The sequence below is a fragment of the Methylobacterium jeotgali genome, assembly GCF_022179345.1.
Taxonomy (GTDB): Bacteria; Pseudomonadota; Alphaproteobacteria; order Rhizobiales; family Beijerinckiaceae; genus Methylobacterium; species Methylobacterium jeotgali.
The window spans coordinates 1-17,737 of the sequence record NZ_BPQR01000080.1 but is presented as its reverse complement, the minus strand read 5'-3'; the positions used below and the strand labels follow the sequence as shown (position 1 = coordinate 17,737).

Below are 17,737 nucleotides of genomic sequence, written 5' to 3'. Positions count from 1 at the left end.
GGCAGGTTCACCACAGGCTCCTTCCTCGGACCGGAACCATGCTCGTCGTCCTGGCCGCCAGCGTCGTGCTCGTCGCGGTCACCATCCTGGTGCTTTACGAGACGCTCCGCCTCACCTCGGAGCACCTCGCCGAGTTGCCCGTGCCGCCGCGCTGGCGCATCGTCGCCGTGGTGCTCGCCGCCTTCGTCGGGCATACGGTGGCGGTCTGGATCTACGCCGCCGCCTACTGGCTCCTCGTCCTGCGGCTCGGGCTCGGTGCCTTCTCGGGCGTGCCCATCGAGAGCTTCGAGGACTGCCTCTTCGTCTCGGTGGTGGCCTACTCCTCGCTCGGCTACGGCGACCACGCGCCGGTCGGCCATGCCCGGCTGTTGACCGGCGTCGAGGCGCTAAACGGCCTGCTCCTGATCGGCTGGTCGGCCTCGTTCACCTACCTCGCCATGGAGCGCTACTGGCCGATGCACGGCAAGGCACGCGCCCACCGCGCCGCGAAGGCCCACCGTCCGGCGGACGGCGAGCCCGGCCGCGAGCGCCTCTTCCCGCCGGCGACCGGCACCTGAGCGCCGGTGGCCTTGCGCTGGATCAAGGCCGGCCACCCCGGCCGGCCCCAGGTTTCGCCCCAACCAGCAAGCGGAGGCGAACCATGCACGAGTATCTCGTCACCTTCCATAAAACCGTCCTGGACGACACCGGCCACGACCATCGCATCCTGCAGCGGCAGGCGGTGGTCCACGCCCGCTCGGACGTCGCAGCCGCTTACGCGGCCAAGGCGATGCTCTGCGAGGCCGACGGCGTCGTCGATTGGCGACTGCGGGCCGACACCTGCGAGGTCGTCGAACTCAGCCAGCACGCCGCCTGAGGAGGTGGGGATGAGCCACGAACTCACCGAACCCGTGCACTGGCAGGGGCGGCAATGGGCGGTCACCGGCTACGGGATCGAGGCCCTCGACGGGATGTACCACGTCCCGTTCTCCGACATCCCGGACATCGATGCCGCCCCGCCCCGGTGGCTGGAAGACCTGTGCCACCGCTACGGCACCGACCGCGACGACCTCGCCGCCGCCCTGCGAGTGGCGCGCACGGTCCGGCCCGGAGCGGAGGCTGCGCCGTCGAAGTCGGCCGCATGAGCACCGCTCACCTCCCCGCGGCCGAGAAGGCCGACGACCCGGAGGTTCCGAGCCCCGCCGTCGGGCCGTCGAAGCCGCGCCTGCTGAGGGTCCTCGGCCCCGGCTTGATCACGGGTGCCTCGGACGATGACCCCAGCGGCATCGCGACCTACGGCCAGGCCGGGGCCCAGCTCGGCTACGGCCTCAGCTGGACCATGCTCTACACCCTGCCGCTGATGGCGGCCGTGCAGATGGTCTCGGCCCGGATCGGGCGCACCACCGGCCACGGCATCGCGGGCGTACTGCGCGAGCACTACCCGAATGGCCTGCTGCAGTCCGTCGTCCTGCTCCTGCTGGTGGCCAACATCCTCAACCTCGGGGCCGACCTCGGCGCCATGGCGGACGCCCTGAACCTGCTGCTGCCGGGCCCGCGCTGGCTCTATGTCGTGCTGTTCGCCGGCATCTGCGCCTTCATGCAGCTCGTGCTGCAGTACACCCGCTACGTCGCCGTCCTGAAGTGGCTGACGCTGAGCCTGTTCGCCTATCTGGGCGTGGTGATCTTCGCTCGCGTCTCCTGGTGGGACCTCGGGCTGGCCCTGGCCGTTCCGCAGCTCGACCTCAGCGGTGGCGGCCTGACCACGCTGGTGGCCCTCTTCGGGACCACGATCAGCCCCTACTTGTTCTTCTGGCAGGCAGCCGAGGAGGCCGAGGACCTGCACGCCTACCCACGCCGGCGCGACCTCCTGCACGCGCCCGAGCAGGGCGGAGCCGCGCTCCACCGCATCGAGGTCGATACCCTCGTCGGCATGGCCTTCTCGAACTTGGTGGCGCTCGCCATCATGGTCACGACCGCGGCGGTTCTTCACCCGCGCGGCATCACCGACATCCAGACCTCGGCGCAGGCCGCGGAAGCGCTGCGCCCGCTGGCCGGCCCCTTCTCCGCCACGGTCTTCGCCCTCGGCATCGTCGGGACCGGGCTGCTGGCGGTCCCGGTGCTCGCGGGCTCGGCGGCCTACGCGGTCGGCGAGGCGCGGCGCTGGCCCGTGGGCTTCGGCCGCCGCCTCCTGGAGGCGCGGGCCTTCTACGGCACGGTGGCGCTCGCCACGCTGGTGGGCATGGTCATCAGCCTGGGTGCCGTCGACCCGATCCGCGCGCTCTACTGGAGTGCGGTCGTCAACGGCGTCATCGCGGTCCCCGTCATGGCCGTAATGATGCTGGCGGCGGCGCGCGCCGACATCATGGGCGCCTTCGCGGTGCGCGGTCCGCTCAGGCTGCTCGGCTGGACCGCCACGGCCTGCATGCTGCTCGCCGTCCTCGCCATGTTGGCCACCGCCGCGCTCCCTTGATCCAGCGCAAGGCGGCTTGGCTCGCCCGGTCCATTCTTCATGCACCGCAACCGGGAACGGGAATCGTGCGATGCAGGCATGTGGCGGAGAGAGGCAACCCACCGTCCTGGTGGCCGAGCCTCAGGCGCTGCCGGGCATGTGGCTGGAGGACGTGCTCACTGGCGCCGGCTGCGCCGTCAGCGGCCCCTACGGCACCTGCGAGGATGCCGCTGCGAGCCTAGACCGAAGCCCCCCGGACTTCGCGGTGGTGAGCGTCGACCTCAACTGGGGTCCTGGCTTTCCGCTCGCCTGCGCACTGCGCCGGCGCGGCATCCCCTTCGCCCTGATCGCCGGCAACGCCCGGGTGCCGGGCGCCTTCGCGGACGTGCCCGTGTTCGACCGGCTGTTCGATGCCCGGGACATGGTCTCGGCCGTGGCCGCCTCCTGCGCCGTCCCGGGCTGCCCGCGGACTTGCCCGATGCTGGGTAGGATCGCGGCCGGAGAGGAGCTTGCGCTGGATCAATGTCCGACGGCCTGCCGCGCCTAGCGTCGGCTCCGGCCAGGTACGACCTGGGCCTCATCGAGGAGACGGACCATGGGCGACAAGCTGATTCGCCAGAACGTCATCGACGAGCTCGACTTCGACCCGAGCATCGACGCCGCCCACATCGGCGTCGCCGTGGAAAACGGCATCGTCACGCTCACCGGCCACGTCGGCAGCTACACCGAGCGCGTCGCCGCCGAGAAGGCCGCCCAGAAGGTGCGCGGCGTGCGCGGGGTGGTGGAGGAGATCCAGGTCCGCTTCGGCGGCGAGACACCGCCGCGCGACGAGGACATCGCCCAGCGCGCGGTGCAGATGCTCGACTGGTCGGTGACCGTGCCCAAGGGCGCCGTGCAGGTGAAGGTCCAGAACGGCTGGGTGACGCTCTCCGGCAAGGTCGACTGGCAGTACCAGCGGGAGGAGGCCTACCGCGCGATCCGGCGCCTCGCAGGGGTCGCCGGCATCATGAACACCATCGAGGTGACCCCGAAGGCGAGCGTGCCCGACGTGCGCTCGAAGATCATGGCGGCGCTCAAGCGCAACGCCGAGCTTGAGGCCGACGCCATCAAGGTGACGGTGAAGGACGCCAAGGTCGTCCTGGAGGGCAAGGTGAACGCCTGGTACGAGCGCGAGCTCGCCGAGAATGCCGCGTGGTCGGCCCCGGGCGTGCGCGCCGTCGAGGACCACCTCACGCTGGGCTGAGCCCCGCCGGATGGGTGTGGTCCCGGACCATACCCATCAAGCATTCCCAACCCCGTCTTTGCCTGCCGGCCGGAGACCTCCCATGACCTTTGCCAGCATCATGGTGGCGATGGACCTGACGACGGAGGCGCGCGACCGCGTGCGCCTGGCCGGCCACCTCGCCGACGAGTTCCGCGCCCGCCTGATCGGCGTGGCGGCCGAAACGCCGGCCTACGCCGTGCCGCCGGTGGGACCGACGCCGGCGAGCGCCTACGCGCTGACCGCCTCGAACGAGACCGTGCTGAATGACCTCAGGCAGGCGCACGCCGCCTTCGAGGAGGCGGCCGGCAATCGCAGCCGCGTCGAGTGGCGCTCCAACATCGAGCTCCCGCTGCCCTTCCTCGTCGCGCAGGCCGCCGCCGCCGACCTTGTCGTGGTCGGGCGCAAGACCGAGCCCGGGACCATGCTGTTCTCGGTCGACCCGGGGGACCTCGTCATGCGTCTCGGGCAGCCGGTCCTGGTGGTGCCGCCCGAGGTCGACCACCTCGACGCCAAGCGTGTCGCAGTGGGCTGGAAGGACACCCGTGAGGCGCGCCGGGCGGTCTGGGACGCGCTGCCCTTCCTCAAGCGGGCGTCCCAGGTCGTCGTGATCTCCGTCGACGACGGGGACGGCGCGGCCGATCCGCAGGACATCGTCGGGTTGCTGCAGGTCCACGACGTCTACGCCACGTCCGTCCGGAAGGACGCTTGCGGCTCCGCAGCCTCCGAGGCCCTCGTGGACGCCGCTTCCGAGCAGGCCGCCGACCTGCTCGTCGCGGGTGCCTACGGCCACGGTCGGCTCCGCGAATGGGCCTTCGGCGGCGTCACTCGCGACCTTCTGGCATATGCCCCTATCTGTTGCCTGATGAGCCACTGATGTCCGCCGTCGCGCGTACAGCCGCGGCACGCGCTGCCCAACTGGGCCTCGCCGCGGTCATGGCGAGCGCATCGGCTATCCATGCACAGTCGAGGCCGGGCTCACCCGATTCGAGAGGAACCTTTGTTGAGCCGGCAAACGCGCCCCATCGTCACTGCTCCGGCTCCTGCCTGAAGAGCGGAACCCTGCGGTGGTTCTGCAAGCCCCACCAGACCTGCAGCTTGGACTGCGGCACGGCGCCCCCGCATATGCACTGCCACGACCTGCAGCGGCGAGTGGAGGCACAGGCCTGGGCTAGAGCGTCCGTCGGCTCCGCCTCCTTGCACTCACGGTCGGTCAGTGGGCCATGAGCATTGGGATGTGCGCGTGCTCGATGACATGGCGGGTGACGCCGCCGAGCAGGAACTCGCGCACGCGGCTGTGGGTGTAGGCGCCGAGCGCCAGCATCGAGGCGTTCCGCAGCCCCGCCTCGGCCAGGATGGCCGCGCCGACCGAAGTCCCATCCTCGACCTCCAGGGTGGCGGCCTCCGCCACGATGCCGTGCCAGCGCAGGTAGGCGCACAGGTCGGCCGCCCGCGCCTCCTCGAAGCGATCGGTGCGCGCATGCACGACAGTGACCCTGGCGGCCTCGTGCAGCAGCGTGATGGACTGGCCGATCAGGCGCGTCGCCTCCAGGCTGCCGTTCCAGGCGACCACGACGTGGTCGAGCAGGTCGTAGGGCACGCTCTCACCGACCATGAGCGTCGGGCGCCCGACCGAGAACAGGGCAGTGTCGAGCGCGCGGCCGGTGAAGGGCTCATCCGGGTTCGGGCGGTCGACGATGACGAGGTCGTTGATCCGGCCGGCGAGGGTGAGCAGAGGCTCGACCTCGCCAGAGAGCTCGGTCCAGGTCACGAAAGTAGCGTCGAGCCGGTCGCCCTCCGGCATGAACGCCACACCCTCGCGCTCGCACCAGGTTTCCAGGGCTGCCTTGCCCTCGGCCGCGGCCTCGCGCACGCCCCGCGCGATGGCCTCGATGGTCGCGCAGTCCATCGGCACGAGGCTCGCCATGCTGGCCATGACGTGCTCGGGGCCCGGCGCCATGAAGGCGACGCCGATGTGGGCCCGCAGGCGCCGGCCCAGGCGCAGGGCGGCGTCGAGCCGGCGCGTGGCGTCGAGACCGGGCGCGGTCGGGACGAGGAGGCAGCGCAGGAACATCGGGGATCTCCTCGCTCAGCGTTCCAGGGTCTTCAGGTAGGCGATCAGGGCCTCGACCTGGTCCGGGTCGAACCGGAACTCGGGCATGCTGGGGTGTCCGGTGCGGATGCCCTCGGCGAGCGCCTCGCCGAGATCCTCGACGGGGTAGCGCATGTGCAACTCACGGAAGGGCGGCGCCGCGAGCAGTGGACTTCCTCCGACGCGCCCCACCGCGTGGCACCGGGCGCAGTTGGTCCGGGCGAGCGTCTCGCCTTGCTTCACCTGCCGGTCCCAGGCAGTGGCGGGGCCGGCCATCAGGTTCGACAGAAGCGTGAGGGCGCCGATCAGGTTGAGGGCTGCCGGACGCATCAGTGGCTCATCAGGCAGCAGACGGGCGTGGTCTGCAGGACGTCACGGGTTGCACCCCCGAAGATCCACTCGCGTAGGCGGCTGTGCCCGTAGGCTCCCATCACGACGAGGTCCGCCTCCTCGCGACCGGCGAACCGGAGGATCTCGTCCGCGGCGCTGACCTCCGGGCTCCGCAGCAGGTGCGTGGTGACAGCCACAGAATGGTCGGAGAGATAGGCGGCCACGTCCTCGGCGCCCTCCCGGTCGGCATCGGGGCCAACCACCGCGACGAGGACCTCGTCGGCCCGGGTCAGGAACGGCAGCGCGTCGTGGACTGCGCGGCGCGCCTCGCGCGTGTCCTTCCAGGCCACCACGACCCGCTTTGCCGCGAGGCGTTCGATGCCGGGCGGCGCGACCAGCACCGGCCGCCCGACCTCCATCAGGAGCGCCCCGGCCGCGACGCCCATCGGGCCCGGGTCGCCGTCTGCCGGCCCCTGCCGGCCGACCACCACGACGTCGGCGGCCCGCGCCTGCCCGACGAGGTAGGCCAGGGGCTGGGCCGGCGCCGAGCGCCAGGCCGTCCCCTCCGCGGCCCCGGCCTCGCGCTCGAACAGGGCCTTGGCTTCCGCGAGCTGCTCGGCCGCCAGGCGCTCCTCGATGGCCCAGACCCGCTCGACCTCCAGCATGTCGCCGACCGGCATGGGGGCCAGGACCGGGCGCGCGGCGACCCCAATCAGCCTGGCCTCGAACCGCTCCGCGAGGCCGGCCGCCAGCTGGACCCGGTCCGCGGCCGCGGCCCCGAGGTCGACCGAGACCATGACGTTGGAGATCTTCATGACCGCCTCCCGCTGCCGGGCTCACCGGCTTGCCGGAGAGATCCTGCGCGCGGCGGCGGCCAAAGCCTTGATCCATCTCAACGGGACGCCGGCCTCGCGCAGGCGGACAGGTCCCGTACTGGGACGACGAAGAACGGGGGCGATCCGTCGGGCTTCAACGTCACGCTGAGGCATTCCGTCCCCAGCGCCTGGGTATCGGCGGCCGCGCAGCCGACATCCCATCCGGCCAGCTCGTAGACCACGGTTCCCGCAGTGGCACCGGGCTCGATCTCGCTGTCGCGGACCATGCGGTAGGCGCGCGGCCGCCATGGATGCCCGCCGAGCATTCTCCGGATTAGCCCCGAAAATCCCCTCATGTGAGCACCACCATCGCCTTCGGCCGGGCGGGGGTGGCCGCCCCGCCGCCTCGCCATTTGTCCGGGGAACGACTTGCGCAATCCGAGTAGATTACACTAATTCTAATTCAAGATGAGAGCGCGAGGGAGACCTGCCGGCTGGCGCGCCCTGACCCCCGGGCAACGGGCGATGTTGCTGCGCCTGCATCGCGACGGCCCCCTGGTCTCGCTCGCCCCTTGGGAAATGCGCACCATCCGCTCGTTGCTCGCGCGGGGGCTCGTCAGGCCGAGGATGCGCGGCGGGAGCGACATCGAGACGGCCGGCCTGTGGTTCCTTAGCGGCAAGGGCGAGCGGGCGCTGCCCCGTGCGGCGGCGGACGCCGGCGGCGCGGAGGCTCGAACCGGTCCATGACCATGAACTGGCTGATCGACCGGCTGCTTGTCCTCGGGATCGTCCTCGTGGTGGCCGGAGCCGTCGCCGCCCTTTCCGCGGCAGGGTTCGGCCGCGTCGGGGAGACCTGCGGGCTCGCTGCCCTCGTGGCGAGCCTCGTCACCGTCTGGCTCCGCCGGTGAGCCGGTCCCATTCCCGTGACGAAGGCAAACGCTCGATGCGACCGACAGAACCCAGCTATGACCGTGGCACCGTCACCCTGCACTGGCTGACAGCCGCCCTCGTGACCGTGCTCTGGTTGATCGGGACCTTCCTGGAAGACCTCCTGCCGAAGGGAGTTTTGCGCTCGGGGGTATGGTCGGCGCATTTCGACCTCGGACTTGTCCTCGCCGTCGTGCTCGTCGCGTTCATGGCGTGGCGCCGAACGGGCGGCCGCAGGCTGCCCATCGAGGATGCCGGGCCGCTGCACCGCGTGGCCAAGGGCACCCACGCGGCGCTGTACCTGCTGCTGCTGCTCATCGTTGCCCTCGGCATCGCGAACGCCTTCGTGCGCGGCGTCCACCTGATCGGACCCGTCGACCTGCCCAAGCTCGGTGATCCGGAATGGCGGAAACCGCTGACGCGCTGGCACGGCCTCGCCGCCCACCTGCTGATGGCCCTTGCCCTCTTCCATTCCGCGGCCGCGCTGGCGCACCATTACCTGTGGCACGACGCGGTCCTGCGCCGCATACTGGCCTGGAGGCGCTGACGGACCCGGCGCCGCCCGCGCCGGGGAATCAAGTCGCTGGGCCGGCCTAGGGGCGGCTCGGGCGCGACCGTGGAGCTCTCGCCCGGGCAGGGACTAAGGGTTGGATGGGCAACCCGGCCAGCCTCGCCGAGGAACGACTTTGCCGGGTACGGGGACTACACGCGCAGGGTGAGCTACCGGCTGGTCCCCAGCCTTCGGTGAGGGCGAACGGGAACCTCGGGCGCCCTCACGCGACCTCGCGCTCTAGGTGCAGGTAGTTCGGGTTGAACAGGGCGACGCGCTGGAGCGCCTTGAGGTCCGGGATGGTCAGCGTCCTGTTCCTCAGGATGATCAGCCCTCGCGTGCGCAGCTCCTGGAGGACCCGGTTGGTGTGGGCGGTCGAGATGCCGAGGGTGTCGGCGAGCTCGGTTTGGGTGAGCGGCCACGGACACTTCGGGCCGTCAGCCAACCCGACGCATTCCAGGCGTACGAAAAGTTCGCAGAGGAGATGGGCCGTGCGTTCCAGCGAGTCCCGCTGCCCCAGGTTCAGCGTCCATTCGCGCAGGATCTCCTCCCTGACCAGCGTCTCCCACCAGAGGCCCCGAAGCAGGCGCGGATGGTTCAGCGTCATGGCGCCGAGCGTATCCGTCGAGACCTCCACCAAGCTCACGGCCGTGATGGCCGCGAGCGCGTGGTCCATGGCACGCAGGATCGGGACGTTCAGGTCGCACAAGTCGCCGGGGAGGACGAACCCGACGATCTGCCGCCGGCCGTCTTCCAGCATCTTGTAGTGGCAGGCCCAGCCCGAGAGGATCAGGCGCATGACCCTGGGCGGCTCGCCCTCTCGAACGATGTCCGTGTGCGGCGCATAGGTTCGATGCGGGAGGGCCGCGAGGTCGTCGAGGACCGCCTTGTCTGCGGCCGTCAACCGGGTGAAGTGCTCCAGCTTCCGCGCCAGCGGGTTCATCGTGCCGACCCTCCATGGCGAACGCCGCGGCATGGAGGGCCGTCCGTGACCCGCCCGCATTGACGTGGCTCAACCCGAGGGCTCGTCGCGAACGCGGGCAACACCGAAACCCATGGCCTCCTTTGGTGCGAATACTCTGAGCGAACCGGCACGGCCGGTCCAAGGCTCCTGGAGTGGACGCGAGCGAGGGCCCCGGCTGACCTCGGCCATCAGGGCACGAGCACGGCCGCGCCATGCAGAATTCCGGAGCGGTGGGCCCCAATAGCCTCGTTGGCCTGCGCGAGCCGGTAGGTGCGCGTGCGGGTGACGATGCCTGCCTGCGGCGCGGTCTCGAAGAAGGTACGGGCGTCCTCGCGGGTGAGGTTGGCCACCGAGCGCACGGACCGCTCGCCCCAGAGCAGGTCGTAGGGGAAGGCCGGGATGTCGCTCATGTGGATGCCGCCGCAGACCACCCAGCCGTCATTGCGCACGGCCCTGAGGGCCGCCGGCACCAAGCTCCCGTCGGGCGCGAAGACGAGGGCGGCGTCGAGCCGCTCGGGCGGCGCCTCGTCCGAGCCCCCGGCCCAAACCGCCCCGAGCGAGCGGGCGAACTCCTGCGCCTCCCGGTCGCCGGGGCGGGTGAGCGCGAATACGCGCCGTCCCTGCCAGCGGCCGACCTGGGCGACGATGTGGGCGGCCGCCCCGAAGCCGTAGAGCCCGATGCTCAGGGCATCCCCGGCCATCTGCAGGGTGCGCCAGCCGATCAGCCCGGCGCAGAGGAGCGGTGCCGTCGCGACGGGGTCCAGGCTCGGGTCGAGCGGAATGATGAAGGCCGCCTCGGCCACGAGGTGGCTCGCGAAGCCGCCGTCGCGCGTGCAGCCGGTGAAGCCGGGGGCGTCGCAGAGGTTCTCCCGGTCGGTCTTGCAGTAGGTGCAGTGGCCGCAAGTGTGTCCCAGCCAGGGCACGCCGACTCGGCTGCCAGGAAGCGGCGCCGTTACGCCCGCGCCGGCCGCTTCCACAATGCCGACGACCTCATGGCCCGGGACGATGGGGTAGACAGCCTGGGGCAGGTCTCCGTCGATGACGTGAAGGTCCGTGCGGCAGACGGCGCAGGCCCCGGAGCCCGGATCCGGACCTCGCCGGGTCCGGGCTCCGGGGCCGGCCGCTCCTCGGGCACCAGGGGGGCGCCGACCCCCTGCAGCACCATCGCCAGCATCGACGAACCTCAGCAGGCGAGCGTCAGTCGGTCCTCGACGGCGCGCACGCCCGGCGCGGCCCAGGCGGCGCGCTCGGCGAGCTCGCGCTCGCGCCAGACTTCGACGCAGCCGTCGAGGGTCACCCTGTCGCCGTCGACCAGGACCTGGATGGTGTCCGGGTCCCGGGCGCTCCGCCTTAGAGCCGCGAGGATGCGGGACTTGACCTCGGCGGCCTGGGCCGGCGGCTTCACGGCGATGCTGTTGACGATGTCGGTGACGCCGGCGAGACGGCGCAGGGCCTTATCGACAGCCGCCTTCTGGTGGTAGTACGGCACGCACCCTTCGAGCGTGACGCAGCCCTTCGCGACCTTCAGCGTGACCGAGCCCTCTGGGATGCGGACGTCCCATTCGAGCACCCGGGCGCAGCGCTCGGCCAGGGCCTCGTCGCCGATGCTGGGGTTGTCGGGGTAACGAACCTCGATCCGCTCGACCACGCCCCGGACGCCACGGACCCGGAGTACGACGCGCTCGGCGATGCTCTTCTCCGCGTAGTTCCGGACATGGCCGGTCAGGGTCACGATGCCGTTCTCGACGGTGACGCCGATCTGCGCCGCGTCGATCATTGGGGCGTATTCCAGCTCGTCGAGCACGTGCCGGTGCACGGTGATGTCGTCCATCGCCCGTCTCCTCGTTTGGGTGTGATGCTCAGAGGACCAGCCAAAGCAGCGCCGGCGTCGCCGCCGACGCCACGATGGCCAGGGCCAGGGCCTGCAGGCTCCCGATGCTCCGGTAGCGGTAGCCGTCCGCGACCACCCGTTGGCCCGCGTCGTTTCGCGGCGCCAGCCTGACCGGCACCCGCACGCGGCGCACCGTCTGGATGTAGGTGGTTCGAAGCACCAGGGTCATCGTTCGCTCCTGCCGTTCTGACGGGAGCCATCCTGGCGGCGCGCCCCGAGGGCGCCTTGATCCACCTCAACGCCGCCTGCCCCGTCCGCCGGCACGGTCGACGCCGAGACCAGCTCCGCCGGGAGGCCGACATGGACGCGACGCTTGGAACGAGGGAGCGCCACGAAGGCGGTCGTCGGGGCGACGGACGCGCACCGGCGTTCGTGCCCGGGCCGCTCGGACCGGACAGCCTCAAGCGCATCGACGCCTACTGGCGCGCCGCGAATTACCTGTCGGTCGGGCAGATCTACCTCATGGGGAACCCGCTGCTGCGCGAGCCGCTCAAGCCCGAGCACGTCAAGCCGAGGCTCCTCGGGCACTGGGGCACGACGCCCGGCCTCAACTTCATCTATGCCCACCTGAACCGGGTCATCAGCCAGCGCGACCTCGACATGATCGCGGTCTGGGGGCCCGGGCACGGCGCGCCAGGGCTCGTGGCCAACGAGTACCTGGAGGGCACCTACGGCGAGATCTATCCGGACGTGGCGCGCGACGCGGAGGGGATGGGCCGACTGTTCCGGCAGTTCTCGTTCCCAGGCGGCATCCCGAGCCACGCCTCGCCCGAACTGCCCGGCTCGATCCACGAGGGCGGGGAACTCGGCTATTCCCTGGCGCACGCCTTCGGTGCGGCCCTCGACAACCCAGGCCTGACGGTCGCCTGCGTCGTGGGCGACGGCGAGGCCGAGACGGGCCCGCTCGCGGCGGCCTGGCACTCGAACAAGTTCCTCGACGCCCGCCATGACGGGACGGTCCTGCCGATCCTGCACCTCAACGGCTACAAGATCGCCAACCCGACCGTCCTCGCCCGCATGCCGCCGGAGGAGCTGCGGAGCCTTCTCGTCGGCTACGGCTACGAGCCGACCTTCGTCGAGGGGGACGAGCCGGCCCCGATGCACCAAGCCATGGCCACGGCCCTCGACGCGGCCTTCGACGCCGTCGCAGAGATCCGGAGGCGCGCCGGCCGAAGCGAGGCCGGGCGACCGCGCTGGCCCATGATCGTGCTGCGCAGCCCCAAGGGATGGACGGGACCGAAGACCGTCGACGGCAATCCGGTCGAGGGGACGTGGCGCTCGCATCAGGTGCCCGTGGCGGCCACGCGGGAAAACCCGGCGCATCTCGCCATCCTGGAAGCCTGGATGCGCTCCTACCGCCCCGAAGAACTGTTCGCGGAGGACGGCTCGCTCGTGCATGACCTCGCCGCGCTGCCGCCGAAGGGACAGCGTCGCCTCTCGGCCAACCCGCACGCCAACGCGCACCAGAGCGCTCCCTTGCGCCTGCCGGACCTCCGGCGCTTCGCCGTCGCCGTGCCAGAGCCCGGCCGCACCAAGTTCGAGGCCACCCGCGCGCTCGGGGCGTACCTGCGGGACACGCTCACCCTCAACGCGGAGGCACGCAACTTCCGCATCATGGGCCCCGACGAGACTGCCTCGAACCGGCTCGACGCGGTGTTCGAGGTGACGGGCCGCGCGTGGCAGGAGGCGGTACTGCCGGGCGACGACCACCTCGCCCGGGATGGGCGCGTCATGGAGATCCTGAGCGAGCACCTCTGCGAGGGCTGGCTCGAAGGATACGTCCTAACCGGCCGGCACGGCCTGTTCGCCACCTACGAGGCCTTCGTGCACGTGGTCGACTCGATGGTGAACCAGCACGCCAAGTGGCTGAAGTCCTCGCGCGACCTGCCCTGGCGTCGGCCGGTGCCGTCCCTTAACATCCTGCTCTCGTCCCACGTCTGGCGGCAGGACCACAACGGCTTCAGCCACCAGGATCCCGGCTTCATCGACTTCGTCGCGAACAAGCGCGGCGACACGGCCCGGATCTACCTGCCCCCGGACGCGAACACCCTGCTCTGCGCCATGGACCACTGCCTGCGGACCTACGACCGCATCAACGTCGTCGTGGCCGGCAAGCAGCCGGCGCTGCAGTGGCTGAACCTGGACGAGGCTGCGAGGCACTGCGCGGCCGGTGCCGGGATCTGGGACTGGGCCTCGAACGAGGGCGAGGACGAGCCCGACGTAGTGATGGCCTGTGCCGGCGACGTGCCGACCCAAGAGACGCTCGCGGCGGTCCACTGGCTAAGCCACCACGTCCCGGAGCTGCGTGTCCGGGTGGTGAACGTCGTCGACCTGATGACCCTCCCGGCGCGCGAGACACACCCGCACGGGCTCGACGACCCGACCTTCGACAGCCTGTTCACCCGCGACCGGCCGGTGGTGTTCGCCTACCACGGCTATCCCTGGCTCATCCATCGGCTGACCTACAAGCGCACGAACCACGGCAACTTCCACGTGCATGGCTTCATCGAGGAGGGCACGACCACCACGCCCTTCGACATTTGCGTGCTGAACCGGCTCGACCGCTTCCACCTCGCGCAGGCCGCCCTGCGCGCCGTCGCGGGGTTGCGAACGCGGGCCGAGCATGCCGAGCAGGCACTCCGGGACGCGTTGGCCCGCCACCGCGAGTACGTCTGCCAGACGGGTGACGACCTGCCGGAGGTGCGGGATTGGGCTTGGCCGGAGCGGTATGCCCACGAGCATCCCGACCGCCGCCGCATCGAGGGCGACATCATGCAGTGCGGCCCGGCCGAAGCCGGCACGGGGGAGCTCCGGCCGGGCGAGACCGTGGACGACTGGACCATCATCGCCTGAGGCCGGGCGATGATCCTCGTCCTCAACGCCGGCTCCTCCAGCCTGCGCTGTGCCCTGTTCCGGTCAGGGGCAGACGCACCGGCCTGGCGGGCGCACGTGGCCGGGATCGGGCATGAGCCGAACCTCACCGTCGACGGCGCCTCTCAGGAGGGCGAGCGTCCCCCGGAAGACGACCATGCGACCGTCGCCCGCTGGCTGTTCGCGCGGCTGCCCGCGGCCCCGACCGCGGCGGCGCATCGCGTCGTCCATGGCGGCCTGCGCCACGCGGCGCGGGTGCGCCTCGACGCGGAGGTGATGGCGGCGCTGGAGCAGCTCGTGCCGCTGGCGCCGGCGCACCAGCCGCAGGCGCTGGCCTGCATCCGGGCGGTCGCGGAGACGTGGCCGCACCTGCCACAGGTCGCCTGCTTCGACACGGCCTTCCATCGGACGCAGGACAGGCTCGCGCAGCTCTACCCGCTGCCGCGCGCCCTCATCGACGTGGGACTCGTGCGGTTCGGCTTCCACGGCCTGTCCTACGCCCACGTCGCCCGGACGTTTCCGCATGGCCGGGTCCTGGCGGCCCATCTTGGACACGGGGCCAGCCTGTGCGCGATCCGGGACGGGCGCAGCGTCGCCACCACGATGGGCTTCACGACGCTCGACGGACTGATGATGGGCACCCGCAGCGGCGCGGTCGACCCGGGCTTGGTGCTGCACCTGATCCGGGAGCATGGCCTCACCCCCGACGCGGTGGCCGAACTCTTGAATGAGCGCTCGGGCCTCCTTGGCGTCTCCGGCATCAGCGACGACGTGCGGGTGCTTAAGGCTAGCGGGGCTCCGGAGGCGCGCGAGGCCCTCGACCTGTTCGCCTACAGGATCGTGCGCGAGGCGGGCTCCCTCATCGCGGCGCTCGGCGGGCTCGATGCCCTCGTCTTCACTGGCGGCATCGGCGAGCACTCGGCGCAGGTTCGGGCCGCCGTCTGCCGCGGTCTAGCCTTCGCCAACGTGACGCTTGACGAGGCTGCCAACGACCGCTGCGAGGAACACATCGGAGTCCAGAGGGCGGCGGTCGAGGTCCGGATCGTGCCCGCGGACGAGGAGCGCGAGATCGCCCTATCGATGGCCGGCTTTCTGGCTAAGAACCACAACGGCCGGGACCCCTTGTCGTTCGGGCGATGATGATCCCGGCCAAGCCGCCGCGTAAGGGGCAAAGACGTTGCGCAACTTGCAAGCACAATTTAATTATTCCAACTAAAGAAAGCTGTCAGAAGGGGGCTTCGTCCGTGCCCTTGTGAGAATGACCCGCAGGAAGCCCTCATCCATTCGCCACCTGAGACGGTACAGCGGTTGCAGGCTCTACGACCCCGAGAGCCAGGCTTACCTGTCGGCGCGTGACGTCGAGCGGCTCATCCGTCAGGGCGTCAGGATCAGCGTGCGCGAGGCCGAGACGGGGCAGGACGTGACCCACGAGATCCTCCCGCCGAACCTGCAGCAGGGGGCATGCCGGGCAGGAAGACCCCGCACATGACGGCCCCGGTCCGCTGGTCGAGGACTTCGAGGGACGGCTGCCGTGGCCAAACGCCGGAGGCAACGTTCAGGGCGTGTCCGTCTTGCTCGACCAGTCCGCCGGCGGCTGCAGGCACCGCAACGACATGCGGCCAATCTTGTGGGTATCTGCGACCGGCAAGTCGAGCCAGAAGGCGCGCCACAAGGCGAGCCATGCCGGCTCCGGCAAGGGCAGTTCCGGGCGGGGAGATCCCGCCGGCAGGGTTCGGGACATCGGGATCATGGATGGCCTCCCACGCCTGCCGCGTCGACGCGGACGACCTTGAACGTGCGGTACTCCTCCTCCCCCGCCTCGCGGATCGAGACGTACTCGCCCTCGACGAAGGCGTGCGTGCCAAGCCGGTAGGCTGCCTCGTCGTCCTCGTTCGTCCAGTCCTCGTAGTCGATCAGCCAAGTGGCGCCGCCCTCGCCGCCGGCGCGGTGCACGAGCCGGCCGTGCCGGTCCGGCTCGCCCGTCCAGAAGCGGCGGGCACGGCAGTGGTCGCGGGCCTCGTGCCAAAGCGCCGTGTCCAAGCGGCCGTCGGGACCGAGCGGGGCCACGATGTCGTAGCCGCGGCCCGCGCTGCCCTCCGGATGCTCCGGGCAGCGTGCCAGCGTCAGGGTCACCCGGCGCAGCCTGGCCGTGACGTCCGGATTGCCGGCACGCTGCGCGAACCGGGGAGCGATGGCATCAATGCCGTGCGTTCCATGAGACATGGCGGATTTCCTCAGCTCAGGGCGACGATGCGGTCCTCGACGGCTCGCACGCCCGGCACCGACCAGGCCGCGCGCTCAGCCGCCTCGCGGTCGGCCCAGGCCGTCACGGCACCTTCCAGCGTGACCTTGTCGCCCTCGACCCGAACCTTGATTCCATCGGCCTCGAACATCGCGCCGCGCTTGAACGCTTCCAGGATCTTGTCCTTGACCAAGGCGGGCCTGACCTCGGGCTTGACCTGGATGAGGTTCGATACGCCGACGACGCCGGAGAGCTTGCGCACGGCAGCCTCGGCCCCCATTGCCTGGTACTGCCAGGGCACCGCGCCGGTGAGCGTGATCCAGCCCTTGGCGACCTTCACCTGGATGGCCTGCTTCGGCAGGTGCACCGACCAGTCGATGATGGCGAGCGCCCGGGCGGCGATCTGGTCGTCCTCGATCTTCTTGGCCTCAGCGTACCGGACTTGGATCTCCTGGGCGATGGCGCGCACGCCCTTGACGCGGCGCACGGCGTTCTCGGCCTCGACCTTCTCGGCGTAGCTGCCGACGTGGCCCGTCAGGGTGACGACCCCGTCCGAGACGGCGACGCCGATCTCGGCCGCGTCGAGGCTGGGGTCGAAGTCGAGCTCGTCAAGCACGTCGCGGCGCAGGTCCTTGTCGGTCATGGCATCTCTCCCGGTGGCTGGCATGGTCGCAGCGGTGGGAGTGTGGGCGCCCTAGGCGGGTCGGCCTTGATCCAGCGCAAGCCCGACGCGCTGCTCGGCCCGGGCGATGGCGGCGCAGCGCTCCATTTCCGTGCGCAGGGCTGGGAGCGTCTCCTCGACGCCCGCCGCCTTGAGGTCAGCCTGGAACTCGGCGACCAGTGGCTCGTCGGCGGTCAGGACGCCCCGGTCGGTGAAGTCCTCGACGAAGCGCGCGGCCGCGTCTTTCCCCAGCCGCATCCGCTCGCAGGCCCAGGTCGCCAGGAGCAGGTTGCGCCGGGTGCGCACCTGGAAGCGCACCTCCTCGTCGTGCGCGAAGCGGCGCTCGAAGGCCTGCTCGCGTTCGTCGAACGTGGTCATCGTGACCTCCATCTCGGCCGCCGGGCCCATGACCGCTAGGGCCGTCGTCGGATTGGACATCCTCAGACAACCGCGACACCGGGCCTTGAGACAGATCAATGGAGGCTCGGTGCCGGCCAAGTGCGGGGCTCCCCGACTTTTGACCCAGATCAAGGCCGACGCCGCAGGCTCGTTTTTCAGTGGCCGAGGATCGCACCGGACCCGGCACTGTTCCCGGAGCCAGCCATGTCCGAATGCCCACGGGCCACCGCCAGGTCGCTCCCACCGAAGGACCGGCGCATTCCGGAGGAGCCGCCATCCGGCGAGGATTGTCCGTCGTCAGATGAT

General features: G+C 70.8%; 24 protein-coding genes and 1 pseudogene. 13 read left to right on the top strand and 12 right to left on the bottom strand.

Annotated elements, in window-relative coordinates:
• Positions 1–38: 38 nt before the first annotated feature.
• The 7 genes from MFF04_RS19035 to MFF04_RS19005 all read left to right on the top strand — a co-directional run bounded on the left by MFF04_RS19035 (position 39) and on the right by MFF04_RS19005 (position 4,566).
• Positions 39–557 (top strand): ion channel, encoded by a 519-nt coding sequence (locus MFF04_RS19035; RefSeq protein ID WP_017483101.1) that lies wholly within the window; start codon positions 39–41, stop codon positions 555–557.
• Between the two features lie 83 nt (positions 558–640).
• Positions 641–856 (top strand): hypothetical protein, encoded by a 216-nt coding sequence (locus MFF04_RS19030; RefSeq protein WP_017483102.1) that lies wholly within the window; start codon positions 641–643, stop codon positions 854–856.
• 10 nt (positions 857–866) lie between these two features.
• The gene (locus MFF04_RS19025) at positions 867–1,124 is read left to right on the top strand and encodes a hypothetical protein (RefSeq protein WP_017483103.1); all 258 of its coding nucleotides are present in this window, start codon (positions 867–869) and stop codon (positions 1,122–1,124) included.
• Positions 1,121–2,449 carry an NRAMP family divalent metal transporter gene (locus MFF04_RS19020; RefSeq protein ID WP_183666364.1) on the top strand — a complete coding sequence of 443 codons (1,329 nt, stop codon included), beginning with the start codon at positions 1,121–1,123 and terminating at the stop codon, positions 2,447–2,449. Before MFF04_RS19025 ends, MFF04_RS19020 begins: the two co-directional genes overlap by 4 nt.
• Before the next feature lie 70 nt (positions 2,450–2,519).
• Positions 2,520–2,975 (top strand): response regulator, encoded by a 456-nt coding sequence (locus MFF04_RS19015; protein ID WP_026105328.1) that lies wholly within the window; start codon positions 2,520–2,522, stop codon positions 2,973–2,975.
• A gap of 48 nt (positions 2,976–3,023) precedes the next feature.
• Positions 3,024–3,671 (top strand): BON domain-containing protein, encoded by a 648-nt coding sequence (locus MFF04_RS19010; RefSeq protein ID WP_017483106.1) that lies wholly within the window; start codon positions 3,024–3,026, stop codon positions 3,669–3,671.
• 82 nt (positions 3,672–3,753) lie between these two features.
• A complete protein-coding gene (locus MFF04_RS19005) occupies positions 3,754–4,566 on the top strand; it encodes a universal stress protein (protein ID WP_017483107.1) in 813 nt (270 codons plus the stop codon).
• A gap of 336 nt (positions 4,567–4,902) precedes the next feature.
• Here MFF04_RS19005 and MFF04_RS18995 read toward each other — a convergent pair whose 3' ends face one another.
• The 4 genes from MFF04_RS18995 to MFF04_RS18980 form a co-directional block, all read right to left on the bottom strand.
• Positions 4,903–5,763, bottom strand: a complete 861-nt coding sequence (locus MFF04_RS18995; protein WP_017483108.1) for a universal stress protein — start codon at positions 5,761–5,763, stop codon at positions 4,903–4,905.
• A 15-nt stretch (positions 5,764–5,778) separates the two neighbouring features.
• Positions 5,779–6,111 carry a c-type cytochrome gene (locus MFF04_RS18990; RefSeq protein ID WP_017483109.1) on the bottom strand — a complete coding sequence of 111 codons (333 nt, stop codon included), beginning with the start codon at positions 6,109–6,111 and terminating at the stop codon, positions 5,779–5,781.
• Positions 6,111–6,926 (bottom strand): universal stress protein, encoded by an 816-nt coding sequence (locus tag MFF04_RS18985; RefSeq protein WP_017483110.1) that lies wholly within the window; start codon positions 6,924–6,926, stop codon positions 6,111–6,113. Before MFF04_RS18985 ends, MFF04_RS18990 begins: the two co-directional genes overlap by 1 nt.
• Before the next feature lie 77 nt (positions 6,927–7,003).
• On the bottom strand, positions 7,004–7,213 hold the full coding sequence (locus MFF04_RS18980) for a hypothetical protein (protein ID WP_157228087.1): 210 nt from the start codon (positions 7,211–7,213) through the stop codon (positions 7,004–7,006).
• A 238-nt stretch (positions 7,214–7,451) separates the two neighbouring features.
• Between MFF04_RS18980 and MFF04_RS18975 the strand changes: the two genes are divergently transcribed.
• Genes MFF04_RS18975 through MFF04_RS18965 form a run of 3 tightly spaced genes read left to right on the top strand, consistent with a single transcriptional unit; the run spans position 7,452 to position 8,400 of the window.
• A complete protein-coding gene (locus MFF04_RS18975; protein ID WP_017483112.1) occupies positions 7,452–7,673 on the top strand; it encodes a hypothetical protein in 222 nt (73 codons plus the stop codon).
• Positions 7,670–7,834 carry a hypothetical protein gene (locus tag MFF04_RS18970; protein ID WP_017483113.1) on the top strand — a complete coding sequence of 55 codons (165 nt, stop codon included), beginning with the start codon at positions 7,670–7,672 and terminating at the stop codon, positions 7,832–7,834. Before MFF04_RS18975 ends, MFF04_RS18970 begins: the two co-directional genes overlap by 4 nt.
• Positions 7,835–7,869: 35 nt before the next feature.
• Complete coding sequence (locus tag MFF04_RS18965) at positions 7,870–8,400, top strand: cytochrome b (protein ID WP_017483114.1); 531 nt, start codon at positions 7,870–7,872, stop codon at positions 8,398–8,400.
• 226 nt (positions 8,401–8,626) lie between these two features.
• Here the strand turns inward: MFF04_RS18965 and MFF04_RS18960 are convergent, their stop codons facing one another.
• The 4 genes and pseudogenes from MFF04_RS18960 to MFF04_RS18945 all read right to left on the bottom strand — a co-directional run bounded on the left by MFF04_RS18960 (position 8,627) and on the right by MFF04_RS18945 (position 11,427).
• Complete coding sequence (locus MFF04_RS18960) at positions 8,627–9,346, bottom strand: Crp/Fnr family transcriptional regulator (protein WP_017483115.1); 720 nt, start codon at positions 9,344–9,346, stop codon at positions 8,627–8,629.
• A gap of 209 nt (positions 9,347–9,555) precedes the next feature.
• Positions 9,556–10,541 (bottom strand): annotated as a pseudogene (locus MFF04_RS18955) (zinc-dependent alcohol dehydrogenase family protein).
• Positions 10,542–10,550: 9 nt separating this feature from the next.
• A complete protein-coding gene (locus tag MFF04_RS18950) occupies positions 10,551–11,198 on the bottom strand; it encodes a BON domain-containing protein (RefSeq protein ID WP_017483116.1) in 648 nt (215 codons plus the stop codon).
• 28 nt (positions 11,199–11,226) lie between these two features.
• Entirely contained in the window at positions 11,227–11,427 is a 201-nt protein-coding gene (locus MFF04_RS18945; RefSeq protein WP_017483117.1) for a hypothetical protein, read from the bottom strand.
• A gap of 131 nt (positions 11,428–11,558) precedes the next feature.
• On the opposite strand from MFF04_RS18945, the gene MFF04_RS18940 reads away from it, so the two are divergent.
• The 3 genes from MFF04_RS18940 (at position 11,559) to MFF04_RS18930 (ending at position 15,618) form a co-directional block, all read left to right on the top strand.
• Positions 11,559–14,111, top strand: a complete 2,553-nt coding sequence (locus MFF04_RS18940) for a phosphoketolase family protein (protein ID WP_017483118.1) — start codon at positions 11,559–11,561, stop codon at positions 14,109–14,111.
• 9 nt (positions 14,112–14,120) lie between these two features.
• Positions 14,121–15,269 carry an acetate/propionate family kinase gene (locus MFF04_RS18935; protein ID WP_183666366.1) on the top strand — a complete coding sequence of 383 codons (1,149 nt, stop codon included), beginning with the start codon at positions 14,121–14,123 and terminating at the stop codon, positions 15,267–15,269.
• A gap of 118 nt (positions 15,270–15,387) precedes the next feature.
• Positions 15,388–15,618: a polyhydroxyalkanoate synthesis regulator DNA-binding domain-containing protein gene (locus tag MFF04_RS18930; RefSeq protein WP_017483120.1), complete on the top strand. Its 231-nt coding sequence runs from the start codon at positions 15,388–15,390 to the stop codon at positions 15,616–15,618.
• A gap of 66 nt (positions 15,619–15,684) precedes the next feature.
• On the opposite strand, the gene MFF04_RS18925 is transcribed toward MFF04_RS18930, so the two are convergent.
• Genes MFF04_RS18925 through MFF04_RS18910 form a run of 4 tightly spaced genes read right to left on the bottom strand, consistent with a single transcriptional unit; the run spans position 15,685 to position 17,410 of the window.
• On the bottom strand, positions 15,685–15,879 hold the full coding sequence (locus tag MFF04_RS18925; protein ID WP_043376513.1) for a hypothetical protein: 195 nt from the start codon (positions 15,877–15,879) through the stop codon (positions 15,685–15,687).
• Complete coding sequence (locus MFF04_RS18920; protein ID WP_017483122.1) at positions 15,876–16,352, bottom strand: hypothetical protein; 477 nt, start codon at positions 16,350–16,352, stop codon at positions 15,876–15,878. The genes MFF04_RS18925 and MFF04_RS18920 overlap by 4 nt, the downstream gene beginning before the upstream one ends.
• 11 nt (positions 16,353–16,363) lie before the next feature.
• Positions 16,364–17,014 carry a BON domain-containing protein gene (locus MFF04_RS18915; protein WP_183666367.1) on the bottom strand — a complete coding sequence of 217 codons (651 nt, stop codon included), beginning with the start codon at positions 17,012–17,014 and terminating at the stop codon, positions 16,364–16,366.
• A gap of 51 nt (positions 17,015–17,065) precedes the next feature.
• The gene (locus MFF04_RS18910; RefSeq protein ID WP_026105329.1) at positions 17,066–17,410 is read right to left on the bottom strand and encodes a DUF1476 domain-containing protein; all 345 of its coding nucleotides are present in this window, start codon (positions 17,408–17,410) and stop codon (positions 17,066–17,068) included.
• Positions 17,411–17,737 lie beyond the last annotated feature (327 nt).

Bases quoted from the DNA above. Each gene is read 5' to 3' on its own strand.
- MFF04_RS19035 (WP_017483101.1), top strand. From the start codon at position 39: ATGCTCGTCGTCCTGGCCGCCAGCGTCGTGCTCGTCGCGGTCACCATC.
- MFF04_RS19030 (WP_017483102.1), top strand. From the start codon at position 641: ATGCACGAGTATCTCGTCACCTTCCATAAAACCGTCCTGGACGACACC.
- MFF04_RS19025 (WP_017483103.1), top strand. From the start codon at position 867: ATGAGCCACGAACTCACCGAACCCGTGCACTGGCAGGGGCGGCAATGG.
- MFF04_RS19020 (WP_183666364.1), top strand. From the start codon at position 1,121: ATGAGCACCGCTCACCTCCCCGCGGCCGAGAAGGCCGACGACCCGGAG.
- MFF04_RS19015 (WP_026105328.1), top strand. From the start codon at position 2,520: ATGCAGGCATGTGGCGGAGAGAGGCAACCCACCGTCCTGGTGGCCGAG.
- MFF04_RS19010 (WP_017483106.1), top strand. From the start codon at position 3,024: ATGGGCGACAAGCTGATTCGCCAGAACGTCATCGACGAGCTCGACTTC.
- MFF04_RS19005 (WP_017483107.1), top strand. From the start codon at position 3,754: ATGACCTTTGCCAGCATCATGGTGGCGATGGACCTGACGACGGAGGCG.
- MFF04_RS18995 (WP_017483108.1), bottom strand. From the start codon at position 5,763: ATGTTCCTGCGCTGCCTCCTCGTCCCGACCGCGCCCGGTCTCGACGCC.
- MFF04_RS18990 (WP_017483109.1), bottom strand. From the start codon at position 6,111: ATGCGTCCGGCAGCCCTCAACCTGATCGGCGCCCTCACGCTTCTGTCG.
- MFF04_RS18985 (WP_017483110.1), bottom strand. From the start codon at position 6,926: ATGAAGATCTCCAACGTCATGGTCTCGGTCGACCTCGGGGCCGCGGCC.
- MFF04_RS18980 (WP_157228087.1), bottom strand. From the start codon at position 7,213: ATGGTCCGCGACAGCGAGATCGAGCCCGGTGCCACTGCGGGAACCGTG.
- MFF04_RS18975 (WP_017483112.1), top strand. From the start codon at position 7,452: ATGTTGCTGCGCCTGCATCGCGACGGCCCCCTGGTCTCGCTCGCCCCT.
- MFF04_RS18970 (WP_017483113.1), top strand. From the start codon at position 7,670: ATGACCATGAACTGGCTGATCGACCGGCTGCTTGTCCTCGGGATCGTC.
- MFF04_RS18965 (WP_017483114.1), top strand. From the start codon at position 7,870: ATGCGACCGACAGAACCCAGCTATGACCGTGGCACCGTCACCCTGCAC.
- MFF04_RS18960 (WP_017483115.1), bottom strand. From the start codon at position 9,346: ATGAACCCGCTGGCGCGGAAGCTGGAGCACTTCACCCGGTTGACGGCC.
- MFF04_RS18950 (WP_017483116.1), bottom strand. From the start codon at position 11,198: ATGGACGACATCACCGTGCACCGGCACGTGCTCGACGAGCTGGAATAC.
- MFF04_RS18945 (WP_017483117.1), bottom strand. From the start codon at position 11,427: ATGACCCTGGTGCTTCGAACCACCTACATCCAGACGGTGCGCCGCGTG.
- MFF04_RS18940 (WP_017483118.1), top strand. From the start codon at position 11,559: ATGGACGCGACGCTTGGAACGAGGGAGCGCCACGAAGGCGGTCGTCGG.
- MFF04_RS18935 (WP_183666366.1), top strand. From the start codon at position 14,121: ATGATCCTCGTCCTCAACGCCGGCTCCTCCAGCCTGCGCTGTGCCCTG.
- MFF04_RS18930 (WP_017483120.1), top strand. From the start codon at position 15,388: ATGACCCGCAGGAAGCCCTCATCCATTCGCCACCTGAGACGGTACAGC.
- MFF04_RS18925 (WP_043376513.1), bottom strand. From the start codon at position 15,879: ATGATCCCGATGTCCCGAACCCTGCCGGCGGGATCTCCCCGCCCGGAA.
- MFF04_RS18920 (WP_017483122.1), bottom strand. From the start codon at position 16,352: ATGTCTCATGGAACGCACGGCATTGATGCCATCGCTCCCCGGTTCGCG.
- MFF04_RS18915 (WP_183666367.1), bottom strand. From the start codon at position 17,014: ATGACCGACAAGGACCTGCGCCGCGACGTGCTTGACGAGCTCGACTTC.
- MFF04_RS18910 (WP_026105329.1), bottom strand. From the start codon at position 17,410: ATGACCACGTTCGACGAACGCGAGCAGGCCTTCGAGCGCCGCTTCGCG.